Origin of the sequence: Bifidobacterium mellis (assembly GCF_000967265.1) — a bacterium.
Lineage (GTDB): Bacteria > Actinomycetota > Actinomycetes > Actinomycetales > Bifidobacteriaceae > Bombiscardovia > Bombiscardovia mellis.
Genome location: NZ_KQ033885.1, coordinates 1,082,399 through 1,100,762, shown reverse-complemented (window position 1 = coordinate 1,100,762; position 18,364 = coordinate 1,082,399). Strand labels below are relative to the sequence as shown.

At 64.6% G+C, this 18,364-nt stretch carries 15 protein-coding genes and 1 tRNA gene; 11 read left to right on the top strand and 5 right to left on the bottom strand.

Going from position 1 to position 18,364, the window contains the following annotated elements; translation table 11 throughout:
* Nucleotides 1–43: 43 nt before the first annotated feature.
* From eno to JF70_RS04785, 7 genes are all read left to right on the top strand, one after another.
* Complete coding sequence (eno, locus tag JF70_RS04815; protein WP_024627326.1) at nt 44–1,339, top strand: phosphopyruvate hydratase; 1,296 nt, start codon at nt 44–46, stop codon at nt 1,337–1,339.
* Between the two features lie 95 nt (nt 1,340–1,434).
* Nucleotides 1,435–2,019 carry an FtsB family cell division protein gene (locus JF70_RS04810; RefSeq protein WP_052690746.1) on the top strand — a complete coding sequence of 195 codons (585 nt, stop codon included), beginning with the start codon at nt 1,435–1,437 and terminating at the stop codon, nt 2,017–2,019.
* Between the two features lie 158 nt (nt 2,020–2,177).
* Nucleotides 2,178–2,768: a DUF501 domain-containing protein gene (locus JF70_RS04805; protein ID WP_156149668.1), complete on the top strand. Its 591-nt coding sequence runs from the start codon at nt 2,178–2,180 to the stop codon at nt 2,766–2,768.
* Between the two features lie 11 nt (nt 2,769–2,779).
* Nucleotides 2,780–3,781, top strand: coding sequence for a Ppx/GppA phosphatase family protein (locus tag JF70_RS04800; protein ID WP_045936140.1), 1,002 nt, complete (start codon nt 2,780–2,782; stop codon nt 3,779–3,781).
* Between the two features lie 24 nt (nt 3,782–3,805).
* Nucleotides 3,806–3,891: transfer RNA gene (locus JF70_RS04795), tRNA-Leu, on the top strand.
* 90 nt (nt 3,892–3,981) lie between these two features.
* Nucleotides 3,982–4,389, top strand: coding sequence for an FKBP-type peptidyl-prolyl cis-trans isomerase (locus JF70_RS04790; protein ID WP_024627330.1), 408 nt, complete (start codon nt 3,982–3,984; stop codon nt 4,387–4,389).
* A 105-nt stretch (nt 4,390–4,494) separates the two neighbouring features.
* A complete protein-coding gene (locus JF70_RS04785) occupies nt 4,495–4,974 on the top strand; it encodes a GreA/GreB family elongation factor (protein ID WP_024627331.1) in 480 nt (159 codons plus the stop codon).
* Between the two features lie 178 nt (nt 4,975–5,152).
* On the opposite strand, the gene trhA is transcribed toward JF70_RS04785, so the two are convergent.
* The gene (gene trhA, locus JF70_RS04780; RefSeq protein WP_156149597.1) at nt 5,153–6,073 is read right to left on the bottom strand and encodes a PAQR family membrane homeostasis protein TrhA; all 921 of its coding nucleotides are present in this window, start codon (nt 6,071–6,073) and stop codon (nt 5,153–5,155) included.
* Between the two features lie 168 nt (nt 6,074–6,241).
* Here trhA and JF70_RS04775 point away from each other — a divergent pair, with 168 nt between their 5' ends.
* On the top strand, nt 6,242–7,729 hold the full coding sequence (locus JF70_RS04775) for a sensor histidine kinase (RefSeq protein WP_045935480.1): 1,488 nt from the start codon (nt 6,242–6,244) through the stop codon (nt 7,727–7,729).
* A gap of 129 nt (nt 7,730–7,858) precedes the next feature.
* On the opposite strand, the gene JF70_RS04770 is transcribed toward JF70_RS04775, so the two are convergent.
* The 4 genes from JF70_RS04770 to JF70_RS04755 all read right to left on the bottom strand — a co-directional run bounded on the left by JF70_RS04770 (nt 7,859) and on the right by JF70_RS04755 (nt 13,078).
* Nucleotides 7,859–8,137 (bottom strand): WhiB family transcriptional regulator, encoded by a 279-nt coding sequence (locus JF70_RS04770; RefSeq protein ID WP_015021978.1) that lies wholly within the window; start codon nt 8,135–8,137, stop codon nt 7,859–7,861.
* Nucleotides 8,138–8,214: 77 nt separating this feature from the next.
* Nucleotides 8,215–10,170 carry an FtsK/SpoIIIE domain-containing protein gene (locus tag JF70_RS04765; RefSeq protein ID WP_052690745.1) on the bottom strand — a complete coding sequence of 652 codons (1,956 nt, stop codon included), beginning with the start codon at nt 10,168–10,170 and terminating at the stop codon, nt 8,215–8,217.
* 87 nt (nt 10,171–10,257) lie between these two features.
* The gene (locus JF70_RS04760; RefSeq protein WP_045935479.1) at nt 10,258–11,538 is read right to left on the bottom strand and encodes an LCP family protein; all 1,281 of its coding nucleotides are present in this window, start codon (nt 11,536–11,538) and stop codon (nt 10,258–10,260) included.
* A gap of 73 nt (nt 11,539–11,611) precedes the next feature.
* Nucleotides 11,612–13,078, bottom strand: coding sequence for an LCP family protein (locus JF70_RS04755; protein WP_052690744.1), 1,467 nt, complete (start codon nt 13,076–13,078; stop codon nt 11,612–11,614).
* Nucleotides 13,079–13,383: 305 nt separating this feature from the next.
* Between JF70_RS04755 and JF70_RS04750 the strand changes: the two genes are divergently transcribed.
* The 3 genes from JF70_RS04750 to JF70_RS04740 are packed head-to-tail and all read left to right on the top strand — an operon-like array spanning nt 13,384 to nt 18,360.
* On the top strand, nt 13,384–13,641 hold the full coding sequence (locus tag JF70_RS04750; RefSeq protein ID WP_029678496.1) for a WhiB family transcriptional regulator: 258 nt from the start codon (nt 13,384–13,386) through the stop codon (nt 13,639–13,641).
* A 58-nt stretch (nt 13,642–13,699) separates the two neighbouring features.
* Nucleotides 13,700–16,840, top strand: a complete 3,141-nt coding sequence (locus JF70_RS04745; RefSeq protein ID WP_045935477.1) for a glycosyltransferase family 2 protein — start codon at nt 13,700–13,702, stop codon at nt 16,838–16,840.
* The gene (locus JF70_RS04740; RefSeq protein WP_045935476.1) at nt 16,837–18,360 is read left to right on the top strand and encodes a DUF5719 family protein; all 1,524 of its coding nucleotides are present in this window, start codon (nt 16,837–16,839) and stop codon (nt 18,358–18,360) included. Before JF70_RS04745 ends, JF70_RS04740 begins: the two co-directional genes overlap by 4 nt.
* The last annotated feature ends 4 nt before the right edge of the window (nt 18,361–18,364 follow it).

The following is an 18,364-nucleotide window of genomic DNA, read 5'->3' as shown; positions in this document are numbered from 1 at the left end:
TATCCTGTAAGAGACATCACAACAACTTATTGAAGGAGCAGTTGTGGCAGCAATTGAAAGCGTGTTCGCGCGCGAAATTCTTGATTCCCGTGGCAACCCGACCGTCGAGGTCGTTCTGCAGACCGAGGACGGCGCCGAGGGGCGTGGTCTGGTTCCCTCCGGTGCTTCCACCGGTGAGGCCGAGGCCTGGGAACGTAGGGATGGCGACAAGAAGCGCTATCAGGGCAAGGGTGTGCTGGACGCCGTCAAGGCGGTCAATGAGACCATCGCTCCCAATGTCATCGGCATGGACGCCACCGATCAGCGCGCCCTGGACGAGACCATGATTGATCTGGACGGAACCCCCAACAAGGGCAAGCTGGGCGCCAACGCCATCCTGGGCGTCTCCCTGGCTGCGCTCTATGCGGCTGCCGAGTCCGCCGAACTGCCTCTCTACCGCTACCTGGGCGGCACCAACGGCCACATCCTGCCCGTGCCCAACATGAACATCATGAACGGTGGCGCCCACGCTGACTTCGCCACTGACATCCAGGAGTACATGATCTCCCCCTACGGCTTCGACTCCTACCGGGAGGCCCTGCGCGCCGGCGTCGAGGTCTACCACACCCTCAAGGGCATCCTGAAGAAGGACGGCCACGAGACCGGCCTGGGCGACGAGGGCGGCTTTGCCCCCAAGATGAAGTCCAACGAGGACTCCCTGAAGTACATCGTCGATGCCATTGAAGCCGCCGGCTACGAGCCCGGCAAGCAGATCGGCCTCTGCCTGGACGTGGCCTCTTCGGAGTTCTACAACAAGGACACCGACAAGTACCACTTCGACGGCGAGGACCGCGACGCCGACTACATGCTGGACTACTACCAGGGCCTGGTCGAGCGCTATCCGCTGGTCTCCATCGAGGATCCCTTCGCTGAGGAGGACTGGGGCGCCTGGCAGAAGATCACCGCCGCCATGGGCGACCGCCTGCAGTTCGTGGGCGACGACCTGCTGGTGACCAACCCCAAGAGGCTGCAGAAGGGCATCGACCTGAAGGCCGCCAACTCCCTGCTGGTCAAGCTCAACCAGATCGGCACCGTGACCGAGACCCTGGACGCCATCGAGCTGGCCACCGCCAACGGGTTCACCTCCATGGTTTCCCACCGTTCCGGCGAGACCTCCGACACCACCATCGCCGACCTGGCCGTGGCCAAGAACACCCGCCAGATCAAGACCGGCGCCCCGGCCCGTGGCGAGCGCATCGCCAAGTACAACCGTCTGCTGGAGATCGAGGAGGAGCTGGGCTCCACCGCCGAGTACGCCGGCTACAGCGCCTTCAAGGCCTGCAAGAAGTACACCAAGTAAGGTCTTGCCGGTCGGGCCGGACCCCTTGCAGGTTTTGACCCGACCGTGAAGTCTTTCACCCGTGGCGGTCCGCGTCGGCTGCCGCGGGTATTTTTATGGGTATGGCCAAGAACAAACGTGACGGCACCGACCGGCGGACAAGCAGGCGGTCGTCGGGACCCATCACCTTCTTTGTGGCGGTCATCATCGTGGCCCTGGGTCTGATCCAGCTGGTCTCCACCTTCCACGCCTACGCCATCAATCTTTCCGAGCTCAACGGCCTGCGCAACCAGCAGGCCCAGCTTGTCGAGCACAAGCGTGACCTGGAGAACCAGATTCGGCGCTGGGACGACAAGGCCTATGTGACCGCCCAGGCCCGGGATCGGCTGGGATTCGTCTTCCCCGACGAGGAGGCCATCAGGGTCCTGCATCCGGAGGCGGTTACGGGCGGCAAGGACAAGGACCAGGCCGACAGCAAGGGGGTTCGGGCTCCCAGGAAGAACTCCCTGCCCTGGTATCAGGAGATGGCCTATTCCTTCGCCAAGGCCGACCGGGATACGTCGGCCAATAGGAACAAGGGGGGCACGGATCAGCATCCTGGCGACGGAGCCGGTCCGAGCGGATCGGCTAGCCCAGCTGGTTCCAACAGTCCAGGTGGCTCCGACGGCCCCTCTCCATCCAAGGGCGGGGGAGGACAGTGAACCCCGACGGTTGATGAACTTAGCGGCAGCAAAGAATCAGGAAAGATGAGGACAGCGTGATCAAGGCCCAGGAAAGGCCCCAGGCAGCAGTGGAATCCCAAGGCGGGGACAAGGCCCGGGTCGAGCCTAAAGTCTCCGGCCTGGTCGGCGACCGGGAATTGGCAGCGGTCGGAGATAGAGTCCAGGAGCTTTTGGCGACTCCGGCCACACCGGAGCAGGTAGCCGCCGTGAACCGGCAGCTGGGTCGCTATCCGAGGGGCATGGTGGCCGTGGGCGCCCGCTGCGTCTGCGGCAATCCGCTGGCTGTGGTCACCCGGCCCCAGTTGGAGGATGGCACGCCCTTTCCGACCACCTGCTATCTGACCAGCCCTGAGGCCGTCAAGGCCGTCTCCCGGCTGGAGGCCGACGGCATCATGGCCGCCTGGAATACCGAGCTGGGTTCGGATGCGGACCTGGCCAGCGCCTACCGTAGGGCCCATGGGCTCTATCTGGCCTTCCGTTCTGCCCTGGCCCGGCGGTTGGGCGACGACGAGGGGCACATCGCCGGAATCTCGGCCGGCGGCATGCCCAAGCGGGTCAAGTGTCTACATGCTCTGACCGCACAGTCCCTGGTCATGGGCCCTGGGGTCAATCCACTGGGCGACCGGGTCCTGGACCTGGTGCGTCGGGTGTTCGATCCGCAGGTCTGCAGGTGTGCCCAGCCCTGGACCGGGACATCCCGGCAAGAGAACCGGCAGGAGAGGCAATGAAGGGGGTTTCCATGGATCAGGTGACGGTGGCGGGCGTGGACTGCGGCACCAACTCCATACGTCTGCTGATAGCCCGGGTGGACCGACAGGGGCTCCATCCGGTGGCTCCCAGGCTGATGCGGGTCATCAGGCTGGGGGAGGGCGTGGACCGCAACCACCGCTTTTCCGACCAGGCCCTTGAGCGCGCCTTTGAGGCCTGTCGGCTCTTCGCCCGGCAGCTGCAGGAGCACCCTGTGGATGGCCTGCGCTTTGTGGCCACCTCGGCCACCAGGGATGCCGACAACCGAGAAAGTTTCGAAGAGGGTGTGCGCTCCATCCTGGGGGTCACGCCCGAGGTCATCAGTGGCTCCCAGGAGGCCTCCCTGAGTTTTCTGGGCGCGGTCAGCGTGCTTGAGCAGCGCGGCAGCGACGACATGCCACCTGCGCCCTACCTGGTGGTCGACCTGGGTGGCGGCTCCACCGAGTTGGTTTTGGGCGGGGACGGGAGCGATCTGCCTGTCGACCAGGTCAAAGCCTCCTACTCCATGAACATCGGCTCCGTGCGGATGACCGAGCGCCATCTGCTGGACGATCCGCCCACCCAGGAGCAGATCGACCAGGCGCTTGAGGATGTTGACGGCTGGATCGACCGGGCCTTCGACCAGGTCCCTGTAGCCGGTGTAGGCAGTCTGATCGGGGTCTCCGGCACGGTCACCACCATGAGCGCACTGGCCCTGGGATGCAAGGTCTACGATCGCCATGCTGTCGATGGCCGGTCCATTCCGGTCGATGCGGCCCGCCGGGTTGACGACCAGGTGCTGAACATGAGCCGCCAGGAACGTAGGGAGCTCAAGGCCATCCATCCCGGGCGTGTGGATGTGATCGGCGGCGGTGCCCTGATCTGGAGCCGTCTGCTGGAGCGTCTCGGTCGGGCCAGTCCCAGTGCGCTGGCTTCGGGAACCTATGTGGCCAGCGAGCACGGCCTTCTGGACGGCCTGGTCCTGGACTACGGTCGGACCCTCCTGCGCGAATGATATACTAAGGCGTTATGGGTTACGGCCCCGGTGGCGAAATGGTATACGCATCGGACTTAAAATCCGCCGCCTTCACCGGCTTGTGGGTTCGATTCCCACCCGGGGCACCAAGGCCTCATCGGCTTGGACGGCAGTGTCGCAACTTGTCACCCGGCCGACGAACCGATACTCTGGTACGCAAGAAAACCAAAGGAGTTGTCATGAGTGACCAATCCATGCCCGAGGTGAACGCCGAATTCGGCGCCACGCCGACCATAACCTTCCATGGTCCGGCACCCAGCGGGCTGCGCGCCGTGGAGCTGGTCGAGGGGGACGGGCCTGTCGTCCGCAAGGGCGATACCGTCACCGTCAACTATCACGGCGTCGTTTGGGGTTCGGATCAGGTCTTCGACTCCAGCTTCCAGCGTCATCAGCCGGCCAGCTTCGGCATCGGCGTGGGGCAGGTCATTCGCGGCTGGGACCAGACGGTGCCCGGTCACAACGTGGGGTCCAGGTTGGTGGTCTCCATTCCGCCGGAGTACGGATATGGTCGTCAGGGGATGCCCCAGGCGGGCATCGGCGGCGACGATACCCTGGTTTTCGTGATTGACATCATATCGACACGGTAGACAAAGGTCTCCAGGCGCCGGTGAGGGCCGGCGCCTTTTTCATACCCTTGACTTTGCAGTTCAGGTCGGGCCACGAGATAAGTGCATCAAACAAGGAGGAATCACATGGCTGAGGAAAAGACGATTCTGCTGACACAGGCCGCTTACGACAAGCTGAAGGAGGAGCTTGACCACCGTCAGGGCGAGTACCGCGACGAGATCACCGAACGCATCGCGGCGGCTCGGGCCGAGGGCGATCTGAGCGAGAACGGCGGCTATCAGGCTGCCCGCGAGGAGCAGGGCAAGAACGAGGGGCGGATCAACGAGCTGATCGTCAAGCTTCGCAACGCCAAGATCCTCAAAGCCCCCAAGGCGGGCACGGTAGGCAACGGCTCCCTGGTGACCCTGACCATGGCCGGCAACGAAATGGTCTATGTGCTGGGCTCCAGGGATCTGACGGTGGCCACCGACTACGATGTCATCAGCCCCGAGTCGCCCATCGGCGCGGCCCTTATGGGCGCCAAGAAGGGCCAGACCGTGACCTACAAGGCTCCCAACGGCAAGGACATCTCGGTCACCGTCAAGGATGCCCAGCCCCTCAAGTAGCGGGACGACCCCTCACCATCCCAGCCCGGCCTGAATGAAGCCGCTCCCCGCCATGGTCGACGGAGGGCGGCTTCTTCTATAAGAGACCGCTCTATGGGCGACCGCTTGATTCGTACGGCAGACCGATGGTCTTTGTTGGGCGGAGCTTGATGAAAAGACCGCCAGGCTGGCCATTTATTCAGCGCAGATTGCAGACCACCAGGTAGATGGCCACGATATGGCAGGCGTAGCCGATGACCGTGCCGCAGTGGAAGATCTCGTGGAAGCCGAATACCCGGGGCCAGGGGTCCGGCCGGCGCAGACCGTAGACAATCGCCCCAAGGATGTAGGCCAGGCCACCGGCCACGATCAGCCACACCACCGGCGGACCGGCCATGGGGGAGTCCCAGAAGAGTTTCAGGAAGCCCACCCCCGAGACTCCGAAGACCACGTAGACCAGTGTGTAGAGCCAGCGGGGAGCATCGATCCAGAAGACGTGGACGATCATGGCCACCAGGCTGGCCCCCCACATGCCCAGGATGATGATCCGCCGCCAGAAGGGGTCCAGCGCGAAGGAGATCGGCGTGTAGGTGCCGGCGATGAGCAGGAAGATGTTGACATGGTCCAGGCGGCGCAGCACATCTGTGGTCCCCGGTGTCCAGTCGCCCAGGTGGTAGAGGGCCGAGTTGCCGAAGAGGGCCAGTGACGCGACCATGAAGACCGCGCAGGCAAGTTTCAGGCCAGTGCCGTGGGCCAGGCAGATCAGCACGATGCCGGCGGCCAGGGCCAGCGGGGCGGCCACAGCGTGGATCCACCCGCGCAGGAGGGGCTTGGGACGGCCGTGTACATCCAGGCGGACCTTGCGCTCGATCTCCATGTCGGGGATGCCCTCGATCCGTGAGGCCTTGATCTCGGCCTTGGCCATGATCCGTGCAGCCTTGGCCCTGGCCTTGGCGCGCACCGCGTCGGCCCTGGCCTGCAGATGGGCCTCGTGGGCCACCTCTGCGTCCCGGCGCAGGTAGGTCAGCTCCTGGCGGCGCTGCTGGCGTCGGCGTTCGAGATCGGGATCGACCTCCTGGTCTTCAGGCGGTCTGCCGCCCTCGCTGGTCCTGGTTGCCATGGCCCTCCCTTGGCCCCTTGGCTGGTCCGGGCCTGTCGGGTCCGGCCGCCGGGGCGAAACATCCGTGAACCACCCTACCCCAGACCTGTGTATTGGACGCGCATGTCATCATCGCCTTGGGCATGACCCGTCTGTCTGCTTCCGAGGGCCCTTTGTATGATGGAGGGCATGGCTGATTTTTCCGAGATTCTGGCATCCTGCGACGACTGCAATGAGGAGGACCGCGAGTGGCTCCACCACCTGGTGGCCGACTGGCAGGTCATCGCCGATCTGAGCTTTGCCGACCTGCTGCTCCTGCTGCGCACCGGCGAGGGGGAGTTCACTGTGGCCGAGCAGTGCAGGCCCTCCACGGTCATGTCCCTGCGCACCGAAGATGTGGTCGGAGAGCATTTCCCGGCTGATCGCCGCGAGGAGCTGGAGGCGGCCATGCAGTCTAAGGGGGTGCTGCGGTCCAACAAGCTGCGCACCATCGGCCGCGCCACGGTCTGCGACGTCTATGCCCCCATCCGTCACCAGGGCAGGACCCTGGGTCTGGTGGTCCGCGAGACCAACATGGCCACCCGCGAGTCCAACGGCCGCTATGAGAGCGAGAGCATCAACGCGGGCAAGGAACTCTTCGAGATGATCACCCGTGGCGAGTTTCCCTACGCGGATTCGGTGCTCAACCAGCGGCACAACGCCAGGGTGGCCGATGGCTTCTTCGTGCTGACGGCAAGCGGTGTGGTGCGTTACGCCTCGCCCAACGCCATCAGCTGCTTCCGCAGGCTGGGCTCGGTGGAGACCATGATCGGCCAGTACCTGAGCGAGATCGGCACCTCCCTGCTCAAGGAGAACGATCCCGTGCCCGATTCCCTGCCGCTGGTCCTGTCGGGCAAGGCGGCCGTGGATTCGGAGCTGGACGCCAATGGATCGGCCGTCTCCATGCGCTCCCTGCCCCTGTATGGCAAGCAGGGCAGAACCGGTGCCATCGTGCTCTGCCGGGACGTGACCGAGCTGCGCCGCAGGGAGAAGGAATTGCAGACCAAGGATGCCACCATCTCCGAGATACACCACCGGGTCAAGAACAACCTCCAGGCCGTGTCGGCCCTGCTGCGGCTGCAGGCCCGGCGCACCAAGTCAGACGAGGTCCGCAAGGAGCTGGAGGAGGCCCAGCGCCGCGTCCAGACCATCGCCGTGGTCCACGAGGGCCTCAGCCAGACAGCCGACGAGATTGTGGACTTCGACAAGGTGATCGCCAACCTGCTGAAGATGAGCGTGGACCTGGCCACCACCAGCGACCAGCACATCACCATCTCCTATGTGGGCAAGTTCGGGATGATGCCCGCCCAGGATGCCACACCCCTGTCCCTGGTGCTGACCGAGCTGGTCAACAACGCTGTCGAACACGGCTTCGAGGGCCGTGACGAGGGGCATATCACCATATCGGTAGGCCGGGGCGGCAACAACCTCAACGTGGTGGTCGAAGATGACGGCAACGGCTACAGCACGGAGTCGGATCAGGGGCAGGCACGTTCCACCGGGTCCGGGCTGGGCACGCAGATCATCAACACCTTCGTCACCAACGACTTCGGCGGCACGGTCAAGTGGGAGCCCCGCCGGGATGGCGGCACCCGGGTGGTCATCAACATCAAGTTGCGCGTGGCCCAGGATGTGTGATACCGGGCGCCTTTTAACCGGGGCGCCTTGTAGCCCGGAAACCTACAGCCAGTGATATTTTCAGGGAAAGAAAAGGGACGACGGCATCAAGCCATCGCCCCTTAACCGTTTGGCGCAATCGGGAAGGATTCAGGACTGCATCTGCATGGCCTGGGACCTGCGTGCACGCATGGCCCGGCGCTTCAGAGCCCTGCGTTCGTCCTCGCTCAGTCCGCCCCAGACGCCGTAATCCTGATTGGTGTCCAGCGCGCACTTCAGACAGGCGTCAATGACCTTGCAGGTCCGGCAGACAGCCTTGGCCTCCTCGATCTGCTGATAGGCCGCACCTGTGTTGCCGACGGGGAAGAACAGCTCAGGGTCCTTGTCTCGGCAAGCAGCCTTGGCGCGCCAATCGAACGCATTACTCATCTACCTAAGCCTCCAAGAAGTTTTTATCGGTGCTTTATCACTACCCTATGCAAGATAAGCACGATGAGTGACTTTTTTCAAGGGTTCATTCGTTTTACGGCTAAAGAGAACACCTGTAGCGGAATGGCGAGACCTGCCTCCAGGACCAGACACCGTCCAGGAATGGCGCTGACCCGGGTGGATAGGGTGGCCAGCTGATCGGCGGGGATGCCAGCTGCCAGGTCGGCCCCCCGTTCGCCACAGGGGAACACCAGACGGCGGCTGAAACGCTCCGGTCTGCGCAGGGCATTGGCCGTATCCACAGCCAGGACCACGGTGGCTCCTTCCTGCCCCAGAGCCTCCTGCAGAAGCGGGGCCAGAGGATCCCGGCAGAGCGGATCCAGCAGATCCTGGGCATCGTCAAGGATCCAGACCAGCCCACGGTTGCCATTTTGACGGTCATGAGGCGGTGCCGGCACCGGACCTGGGAAGTCCCGGCTGCTGTAGCCATGGCCTGTCCGACGCGTGATACGCAGGTCGAAGCAGGGCTCTGGTCGGGCCCCCGGCTGCATCAGGGGGAGCAGGGAACGAGCCAGCAGGGCCAGTAGGATGCTCTTGCCTCGTCCTGGTGGTCCGATCAGGGCCGTATGTCCTTTGAGCGGCAGGCGATAGAGGTGGAGCAGGACCCCGTCATCCATATGCCCCAGGGGTATCAGGGGCCGTCCTGACCGCCAGAGGATCTTTCCACAGGCCGGATCGTGCTCGGGCAGGGGAGGGGAGAAGAGTGGTGCCGGTGGACGGCAGCCGCAGAAGCGACCGGCTTTGATGATCTGTTCCACCAGGGCCTGCGGATCAGCCGCTGGGCAGGTACGGAAGGCCTGGGGGCCCCGGCCCTGCTCCAGGAAGCCCAAACCTGGACAGGCCGGGTCGATCGCCGTGGCGCAGGAGGATCCAAGCAGCTCCCTGGACTGCAGGGGGTCACGTACCCGCAGGCAGATTCCCAGGTTCATGTTGGCCCGCATCTGGGCGCTGACCTGCCCCATGGTCTGCTGGGTGCAGGCCACCAGGTTCATACCCAGGGACCTGCCCTGGGAGGCCAGCGAGGTCAGCCTGTCCAGATAGTCGGGCAGGAGTTGGCGCAGGGCCTGGAATTCGTCGATGACCACCACCAGGCGCGCTGGTGGGTCGGCCATCAGGGCAGTGTCCTCGACCCCTGCCCTGGCAACCAGGCGCTGGCGGCGTTCCAGCTCCCTCTGAAGGCCGTTCAGCGCGCGCACGGCCCGGTCCAGATCCAGATTGGTCACGCAGCCCACAGTGTGAGGTAGTCGGGCCAGCAGGCCGAAGCCGGCACCACCCTTGAAGTCCAGCAGGATCAGGTTGAGCCGGTCCGGCGGCTGGCTGGCGGCCAGGGCCAGACACCAGGTCTGCAGAAAAACCGATTTGCCTGATCCGGTGGTGCCTGCCACCAGGGCGTGGGGCCCGTCGCGTGGCAGATCGATGGTCAGCGGACCGTGATCAGGACGGATACCAATGACTGCCGGGGCTGCAGAACCTGATGCTGAAAGCCAGGCATGGACGATGCCCTGCCAGAGCTGACCATGTGCTCCCGAGGCCCCTGATCCTGACAGCCGGGACTCAAGCCGGGGGCCTGGGTCAGCAGCCAGCTCCGTCAAGTCCTGCCGGGTCCGGTCCTCTGTGGTCGTAGATAGGGATGCGCGATCCGATGCTGCACCGTATCCCAATTGCGCGCGGGCAGAAGGTGCAGTCAATGGCTGGCGATGCGCTCGCAGCAGGCTCAAAAGCACCATGGCCAGGGTGCCGGTCAGGCTGGGCAGCAGCAGGAGGAGCAGCATCCAACGGCCCTGGCCGACCACATACCAGATCATGCCCGCCTGGGCCAGGGCCGGAGCCGTCTGGGCAACCAGGGTCAGAATGACCTGGAACCTACCCGTATTGGCAGAGCGTGGATTGCCATCCTCGGCCTCGGTCGAAGGCTCGGGGCCGACCGCCCCCGATGAGGGGGGCGCAGTTGCTAACGAATGGGCCTTGGTCATGTTTCCAGCATGAAAGGACCGGCGCCTGAATGCCAGGGCGAACCTGGCATGTGGTCGAATGTGGATGGCGCCTGCCAAATTGGGCGGTCAGATGCCCCCGACGGTGCCCGGCTCGTGACTGCCCTGGACCAACTGGTCGAACAGCTCGGTGTTGCGGGCCTGATCCAACAGAACGGTGGAGCCGACGCGCCTGTTGGGGAAGTAGTTGGGGTTGGTCCAATACAGGCTTCCGGTGACGCCCTTTGGGCCGCTGGCGCTGCGGAAGGCCAGGACCATGCGCACCAGATCTATGGCGTTGGCCCGCTCATCCACCACCAGGGAATCCAGACCTGCCGAAAGGACCTTGCCGGCCGTGACGGGATTGAGCAGGACCGAAGGCTGCAGGGCCTTGGAGGTGATGGCCGAGATGGCTTGACGCTGCCGCTCGGCCCGCCCGAAGTCACCCTTGGGATCCGAGTAGCGCATGCGGGTGAAGGCCAGGGCCATGCCGCCATCGGCCTGATGACAGCCCTTGGACCATACCATGCCTGATCTGGGATCGTTGACATCGGCGTCATAGCAGAGATTGACGCCACCCATGGCATCGACCACCTTGCTCAGGCCTCCGAAGCGGATCAGAGCCACATGGTCGACCTTATGGCCCGTGATGTCCTCGATCTGGCTGGTCAGGGACCGGTAGCCCGAGGTGTAGGCCACGGCGTTGATTTTCATGTATCTCCCGTCCTCTTTGACCAGGGAGTCGCGGGGGACTGAAATCAGTGAAGCAGCTCCGTGCCGGGGCTTGGTCAGCACCAGTATGGTGTCGGTCCGGAAACCGGTGATGCTGGTGTCCTGGCCGGCCCCGGGGGAGCCGTCACGCTGGTCCGACCCCAGCAGCAGCCAGGTGGTGGCCCCGGAGCCTGGAGCGTCCGTCAGCATTTGCTCGCGGTTGAGCCTGGCATTGATCCAGAACCATCCGCCTCCTGCCAGTACGACCAAGGCCATCAGGATGACCAGGAGCAGTATGCCTATGAACCTGCGCACTGGATGCCTGCGTACCAGGGCATTGCCGGACCGCAGACCACGGTTGACCCGATGGCCTCGGTTGCCGCCATTGCCCCAGCCATTCCCGCTGGGAGCTGCCTGGGCGGCTGGCATGGGCGTGGTCCGCGAGGAGCCGCTGGTGCGTCTGGCTGCTCGGGGCCTGCCGACTTGCGCCGGCTGTGCGCCCCTTGAGGAGGGCGAGAAGCTGGGAGGTTCCGGCTGTCTGCTGCTGTGCCTGGCCGAGGCGGCGGGAGCGCTGGCAGCGGTTTCGGGACGACGATGTCTGGAGGGCATGAAGCTGGGTGGCTCCTGCTCTTGTCCGCCTTGGTCTGAACCAGTCCGCATGCCTTCAACCTCCATAGCTTTGACCGACTAGGCAAGCAATAGCATGCCTGAACGACCCGAGGGATCTGAACGGCTATCTCTGCGCCGGAACCGCACAGACCGTGGCGAACAGATAGCGGTCGGCCATGCCGATGTACTGTCCGGTGTTCGCGTCCTTGATGGTCCCGTCGTTCGGATCGACGATTCCGCCTGTGCTCGGATCAATCAGGGTCTTATTGGGCATGGTAATCAGTCCTGTGCGCGGATCCGGATCGGGCATCGCAGTGGCGGAGGCAGAGGGGGTCTGGGTGGAGGACCGGGTTTCAGAGCTCCTGTTGCGGCCTTGAGTCCTGCCCTGCTCCCTTTGGGTGCCTTGGGTCTGATTATCGGGCGAGGAGGCGGCTGACGAGGAGGTGCTTGGCAGGGAGGCTTCCTCGGCCTCCTCATTGGCCTGGGTCAAGGGCTTGCCCTGGCGAAGCAGGCGCCAGATGGTTTCGGCCTGCTCGGTCCATACCACCCGATAACGGTCCTGGGACCATTCCTTGACCGGTATGGTCCGGGCGTAGATGTGGGCGGTGTCGATATGTTTGAGTGAGTTGCCCAGGCCCAGCAGGGTCTGGAAGCTGCCCAGGCCCTCGCTCAGCTGCAGGGTCGACATGGAGGTGGTGGCCAGACGGTAGGCCTTGGGAAGGTCTGAATAAATATCGACGTTCTTGGCCTCGTTGACCAGGCTCTTGATCAGGTACTGCTGGCGGGTGGTGCGCATGATGTCCGATCCGTCGGCTCCGGTTCCGTGGCGCATGCGGGCGTATTCGGTGGCCTGGGTCCCGTCCAGATGGTGCAGTCCCCGCTTCAGATCGATGCCGGTGTAGCTGTCCTTGGTGTCCTTGGGGATGCATACGTCGACCCCGCCCAGGGCATCGATGATGGATTTGAATCCATTGAAGTCGGCCACCACGAACTGCTGGATGTCCAGGCCGGTCAGGGAGCGGACCGCAGCCAGGGAGCAGCTGGCGGCCGAATTCGCATCGCCGCCCTGGTTGTAGCCCTCAGCGAAGATGGAGTTGAACATGACCTGGCGGCGGGCCGGGATGGTCTCGCCCTTGCTGGTGACGCAGGCCGGGGCGTTCACGATGGAGTCCCTGGGGATGGAGACCACGTTCACATAGGAGCGGTCGGCGGCGATCTGGACCACCATGGCCGTGTCGGACTGGTGGTTCTCCTCCAGGCCATCCCCGCTGCCGCCCACTTCCGAATTGCCCTTGCCGTCGCGGGTGTCCTGGCCCAGCACCAGGACGTTCAGGGTTTTGCCCTTGTAGATGTCTTCAGGGGCCTTGTGGGCTTGGGTCAGGTTGATGGGCTCGAGCACATGCATGTGCCCGTTGATGTCTGTCCAGAAGGCTGCCACCGTCGAGGCCAGGAAGCAAAGAACGAAGGTGAGGGCCAGACAGATGCCAGTGCGCAGGTTGTGGCTGCTGCGGAACCCATCGCTGTGCTGGGGCTTGCCGTTCCTGCCCGCCTTGATGTTGGGCAGACCCATCTTTCTGGTTGGGGACGTCAATGGTATGCCTTCCTCATCGGCTGTCGCTGTAGGGGCCATTCCGGCGGGAAGAACCGGGATGGCCCTGGCGCGTGCTTGAACCAGTCACAGTATAGTCTGACCCCCCATCCTCAGCTCCTCTTCGGGCGATACGGATCCCCCAAAGTGTTGTTAAGTTGCGCTTGCAGGCATGTAGGGGTTGACAGAAGACCCCGGCAGTGTCTGTAATAAAAGTGTGTAAACACACTAGGGACTGGGGGGTCGCTATGAGTGGTTTTGTAGACACTCGATACAGCAATACAACTAAAAACAGGCTGACGCCGCTGATGCAATGGTTCGAAGTCAACATCGGACCATCCTGGCGAAGCGAGGCGCTTTGTGCACAGACCGACCCGGAAGCATTCTTCCCGGGCAAGGGAGGCTCCACCCAGGAGGCCAAACGGGTCTGCGCCGACTGCACCGTCCGAAAGCAGTGCCTGGACTGGGCGGTCGAGCACGACGAGCGCTTTGGCATCTGGGGCGGCATGAGTGAACGGGAGCGCCGCCGTTACAAGAAGAGGATGCGCGCACAGCGTCAGGTCTGAATCGCCGCAGGTGTCCGAGCGGGGCATCCGGTGACCTGGATTGCGTAGACTGGAACGCATGAGTTTCGTCGCGCCTCAAGCCCAGGATGTCCGGCAGGTCCTCTCTGCAGTCATGAACGAATGTTCGCCTGCCGCCAGCCCTCATGTAGAGGATGCGGTGGCGGCGGTAATCACCGTCGAGCATGACCTGACCTACCTGCCTGACACCCTGCGTGCCCTCTTGCGACAGAGCCTCTTGCCGCGCCTTCTGATCATCGCGGACTGCTCGGGGACCACTGTGGAGCCTCTCTATGCGCAGTTCCCGGTGGAGGGGCCCGCGCGGATGGAGGTACAGGTGGTTCGCGCCCGGGGCGCCTCCTCCTTCGGTGATGCCGTGGACAAGGCGCTTGGCTATGCCCGTCTGCCTGGTCGGGTTCGCGCACTTTGGCTTCTGCATGACGACTGCCGTCCACTGGACAATCATTGCCTGGACAAGCTGGTGGACACCTGGCACAGCAATCCCACTGCCTCCCTGCTGGGTGCCAAGCAGTATGACTGGCAGGGCGAGGGTCTGCGGGACGTGGGTCGGTATGCCTACCATCACCGAACGGTCGGCCTGGTGGTGGACAGCGAGCCCGACCAGGAACAGTATGACGCGCGTCAGGATGTCTTCGCGGTGAGCCTGGCTGGAGCCCTGGTGCCCATGCAGACCATGAAGGACCTGGGCGGACCGGGCGCCTGGGCTGGCACTTTCGGCCAGGCCGACGACCTCTGCCGCCGCATCTGTCTGTCGGGAGGACGGGTGGTGGTTGTGCCCAGCGTCCGGATGGCCCATGCCAGCGCCCGGATGAGCGGATTGCGTGACCGGAATGGACGGCCGGTGCCTCCCGACCACCGCTTGGATGCCTCCATGGGGCCCATACTGGCTCGGGAACGCTACCTGCTGACCGATTTTGCCCTACCCTGGTGGCCGTTGGTCTGGCTCTGGCGGGTTCTGGCGGCACTGTGGTTCATGGCCGTTGATCTTATCGGCAAGCGGCCCTACAGGGCCATCTGCCGTCTGTGCGCGCCCTGGCGGATTCTGGCTCGTCCCGCGGCCTTGCTGACCATGCGTCGTCGTCTGACTTCCGCCTGCCATGGCGGTCCCCGCCGATTGGACATTCTTCAGGCCAACAGTCAGCAGATCCGGCAGTGGCGGCAGCGCAGGCAGGCCTTCCGCGACCAGCGGGAACATCCCATGCTCAGCCACCTGGCCCTGGCTCATCTGCGCCAGCAGTTCCTGCGCCGCCTGGCCTGGGCGACAGGCATGACCCTGGCGGTCTTGGTGGCCCTGGTGGCCACCCACTGGCCCCTCTGCCGCGCCATTTTTTCGGGAGGGGCCATCCACGCACCCTCCCTGCCCTCGTCGGGAGCCGACTGGTCCCGCCTGCTGGAGGCGGCCACCACATCCTGGTCCTGGGCCGGAGGTGTGGGACAGCCCGCAGTTCCTGCCCCCTTCCTCCTGGTCCTCCTGCCCTTCGCTCTGCTGACCGGCGGTCACGTGGCCCAGGCCATGGCCCTGATGCTCCTGGCGGAGACGGGACTGGCCGCTCTGTCTTTCTGGGCCCTGGCCGGCGTGGCAACCAGGTCCAATCCCATCCGCGTCCTGCTGGGGTTGATCTGGGCCTGCCTGGCATTCGCCCTGGGCATCGTGGATGGTCTGCAGCTGCCCATGCTGACGGTCATGGCCTTCATGCCCGCCGCTTTCGCCTTCGTTCTCAAGGCTGTGGGGCTGTATCAGACCGAGGCTCCCGTGCATCCCAAGGCTTCGGTGCAGCAGGCGGCTCTGGCCTCCATCTGCTTCCTGCCGGTCCTGGCAGCCGAACCTCAGCTCATACTGGCCATGATTCCGCTCTTCATCATGGCGATCTGCCTGGTGCCCTCCCATCGGATCATGCTGCTGCTGATGCCCCTGCCTTCGGTGCTGGCCCTGGCGCCCACCCTGATCAACTCCCTGCATCATGCCAAGGATGGGTTTTGGAGGCAGCTTTTTGCAGACCTGATGGTTCCCTCGGGGGACCTGACCGGTCAGCCTCGAACCGGAAGCCTGGGGGAACTGTTGGCCCGCCTGTCGGGTCTGGATGTTTCGGTCCTATGGCCCATCAGGTGGCGACCTGAGCTCTGGCGTCCGGCCACGCTGGCCTGCTGTCTGCTGGCGGTGGCCCTGCTGGCCTTTGTTGCCCTGGTTGTGCCTCGGGTGCTCAAGGCGGCCAGGATTCTTTGGACCACGGTCCTGCTGGGTCTGGTCCTGGCACTGATCTCGCAGGCGGTCTGCACCGGCTTGGACCAGTCCGGTCCGGTGGCCGGTTCGGTTCTGCCTGGCATGATGATGGCCTTCATGGGGCTGCTGGCTTGTCTGGGCCTGCTGGCTGGCAGGGCCGTCCGCCCGTTCTCGCCCCTTGCCCCCGGGCATGATCAGGTCCCTGATGGCGAGGCCGATCGCCCGCCCCTGCCTCCTGCTCAGTCGTCCCCAACGTCAGCAGTTGCAGTCGATGGTGGCGGACGGGTTTTGAGGCTCTTGCTGGGCCTGGTCCTGGCCCTAATCACTGCAGGCGTGGCAGTGACGGGTCTGGCTGCGCCAGTCGGCGGCCCCCTGTCAGCGGATGGCCGGCAGCTTCCGGCAGTGGCCGTGGACTACCTGGACAAGGATCCGTCCCATCGGGTGCTGGTGCTGACCTCGCCCTCCCATGGCCGTGTGGCCTACACCGGTCTGCACACCTCACGAGGGGAGCTGATCGATGCCTCGCCTGCCCTGCGCATCCAGAGGGTCAACGGCAATAAGCTGACCGGCGAGGATCTCCTTTCGCATTCGGCGGCGGCCCTGATGGCCAATGCCGACTCCAAGGCCGTAGCCGCGGTGACCGGCCTCGGCTTCGGGGGAATCTATGTGCCCGTCGACCGTTCAGGAGCCGCCGGCTTGGGACCCACGCCCAACGATGACCTGGTTTCCAACATCACCGCCAGCGATGGCGCCCAGCAGGTGGTGGCCAATGCCCAGGGAACCTATTTCCGTCTGAGCCCGCAGTCCGACAAGGATGTGGGCGTTGACATGGCTGGTGTCACGCAAGCGGAGGCCAGCACCTGGAGGAGGGTCTGGCTGTGGGCCCTGGGTCTGATCCTGCTGGGATACTGCCTGGTGGCCCTGCCGCGTCCGGGCTACTTTGGAGGGGAGCAGCTATGAGTGCACGAAGCAAGGGATCCCTGGTTGCCGCTCTGGTCACGGTGCCCCTGGTGGCGGTCCTGATCGCCGCTCTGCTGGTCTGGACGCCTCCGGCATTCCTGGCCGACGGGGCTCAGGGTTCGACAGTCGTTGCCAGCCGGGTCAGCCAGCGGGAGGTGGCGGCCTACTGCCCGGCTCGAATGGCGGTAGCGGACGAGGACAAGGTCGGCGACGACCAGTTCAAGGCATCGGAGGGTGATCTGAGCTCACGTGTCACAGCGGCCGCCTTCGGATCCATCGGCAGTTCCAGCCTTACTCCAATGGGGGGCGGGCAACGCACCTCGGTGACCGATCCCGATCTCTTGGACGGGCAGAAGGCCATGGCTGCCTCGCTCGACCCTGGCGCTTCGGCCACTGCCTTCGATTCACGGATGCTCAAGTCCCAGCCGGGCACGGGGGCTGCCGTCGGCATGGTCTCCTGGGCCACCGAGGGCGATCTTAGAGGAATCCAGGCGCTGGCCTGCCCCCGGGCCTTCATGAATGCGGACTTCCTGCTGCCTGCCACCAGCAGAGGGACCACCCAGCGGCTGGTGGTCTACAACCCCTCATCCAAGGCCACGGTGATCAGCCTTGAGGTCCAGGGTTCGCACTCCTCGGGCCACCTGTCCCTGGAGACCGGAAAGACCATGACCGTGGCTCCTGGCGGCCACGCCTCATATGACCTGTCTGCGGCGGCTCCCGGACAGCAGGCCATCTATGTCCGGGCTCGCAGCTCCCAGGCCCCGGTGGCCATGTCGGTCTCGGTCAATGTCATGTCGGGGCTTGATCCGCGTGGGTCGGACCAGGTGACTGCTCTGGCGGCTCCCGGCCGTGATCTGGTCATTCCCGGCCTGCGAGGTGCAGACCAGGCCACCCTCCTTCTGCAGGGATCCCATGCCACGGCGGTGGACCTGTCCTGGGTGGATGAAGGCGGTCAGCAATCCCTGCGGCGGGTGGATCTGCAGGGTTCTCAGGCCACGGCGGTGGACCTTGGCGGTGTGCCGGATGGCAAGCTGGCTCTACAGCTGCATGCCGACCGGCCTGTCCATGCAGTCCTGCAGGTGACCGCCCAGGGCAGTCAGGACCAGTCGCAGTCCGACCTGGCTCTGATTCCTGCGGGAACTGCCGCCGCCTCCTCGGCCCTGACCATATCCCAGCCTGCCCAGGCCGCGCTGACCCTGGTCAACCCATCGGCGGATCCGGTCAAGGCCGAACTGGTTGGATTCGATGACAAGGGCAACAAGCTGGGCGAGCGCTCGCTGACTGTCGAGGCAGGCCGAGCCAATGAGCTTTCGACTCACGATTTGGGCGATCAGGTGGCCGCCGTGCGGCTGAACGAGGACTCCGGGCATGGTTCATCCCGGCTGATCTGGAATGCCCGTCTTAGCGTGGACGCGGTCAACCAGGCTGGCCTGGCGGGTCTGGCGGTCATGGCTCCTGACGGGCTCATGCCCACCACCACCGTGATCCGTTCCGGACCGGACTCCACCGTCCTGCCCTGAGATT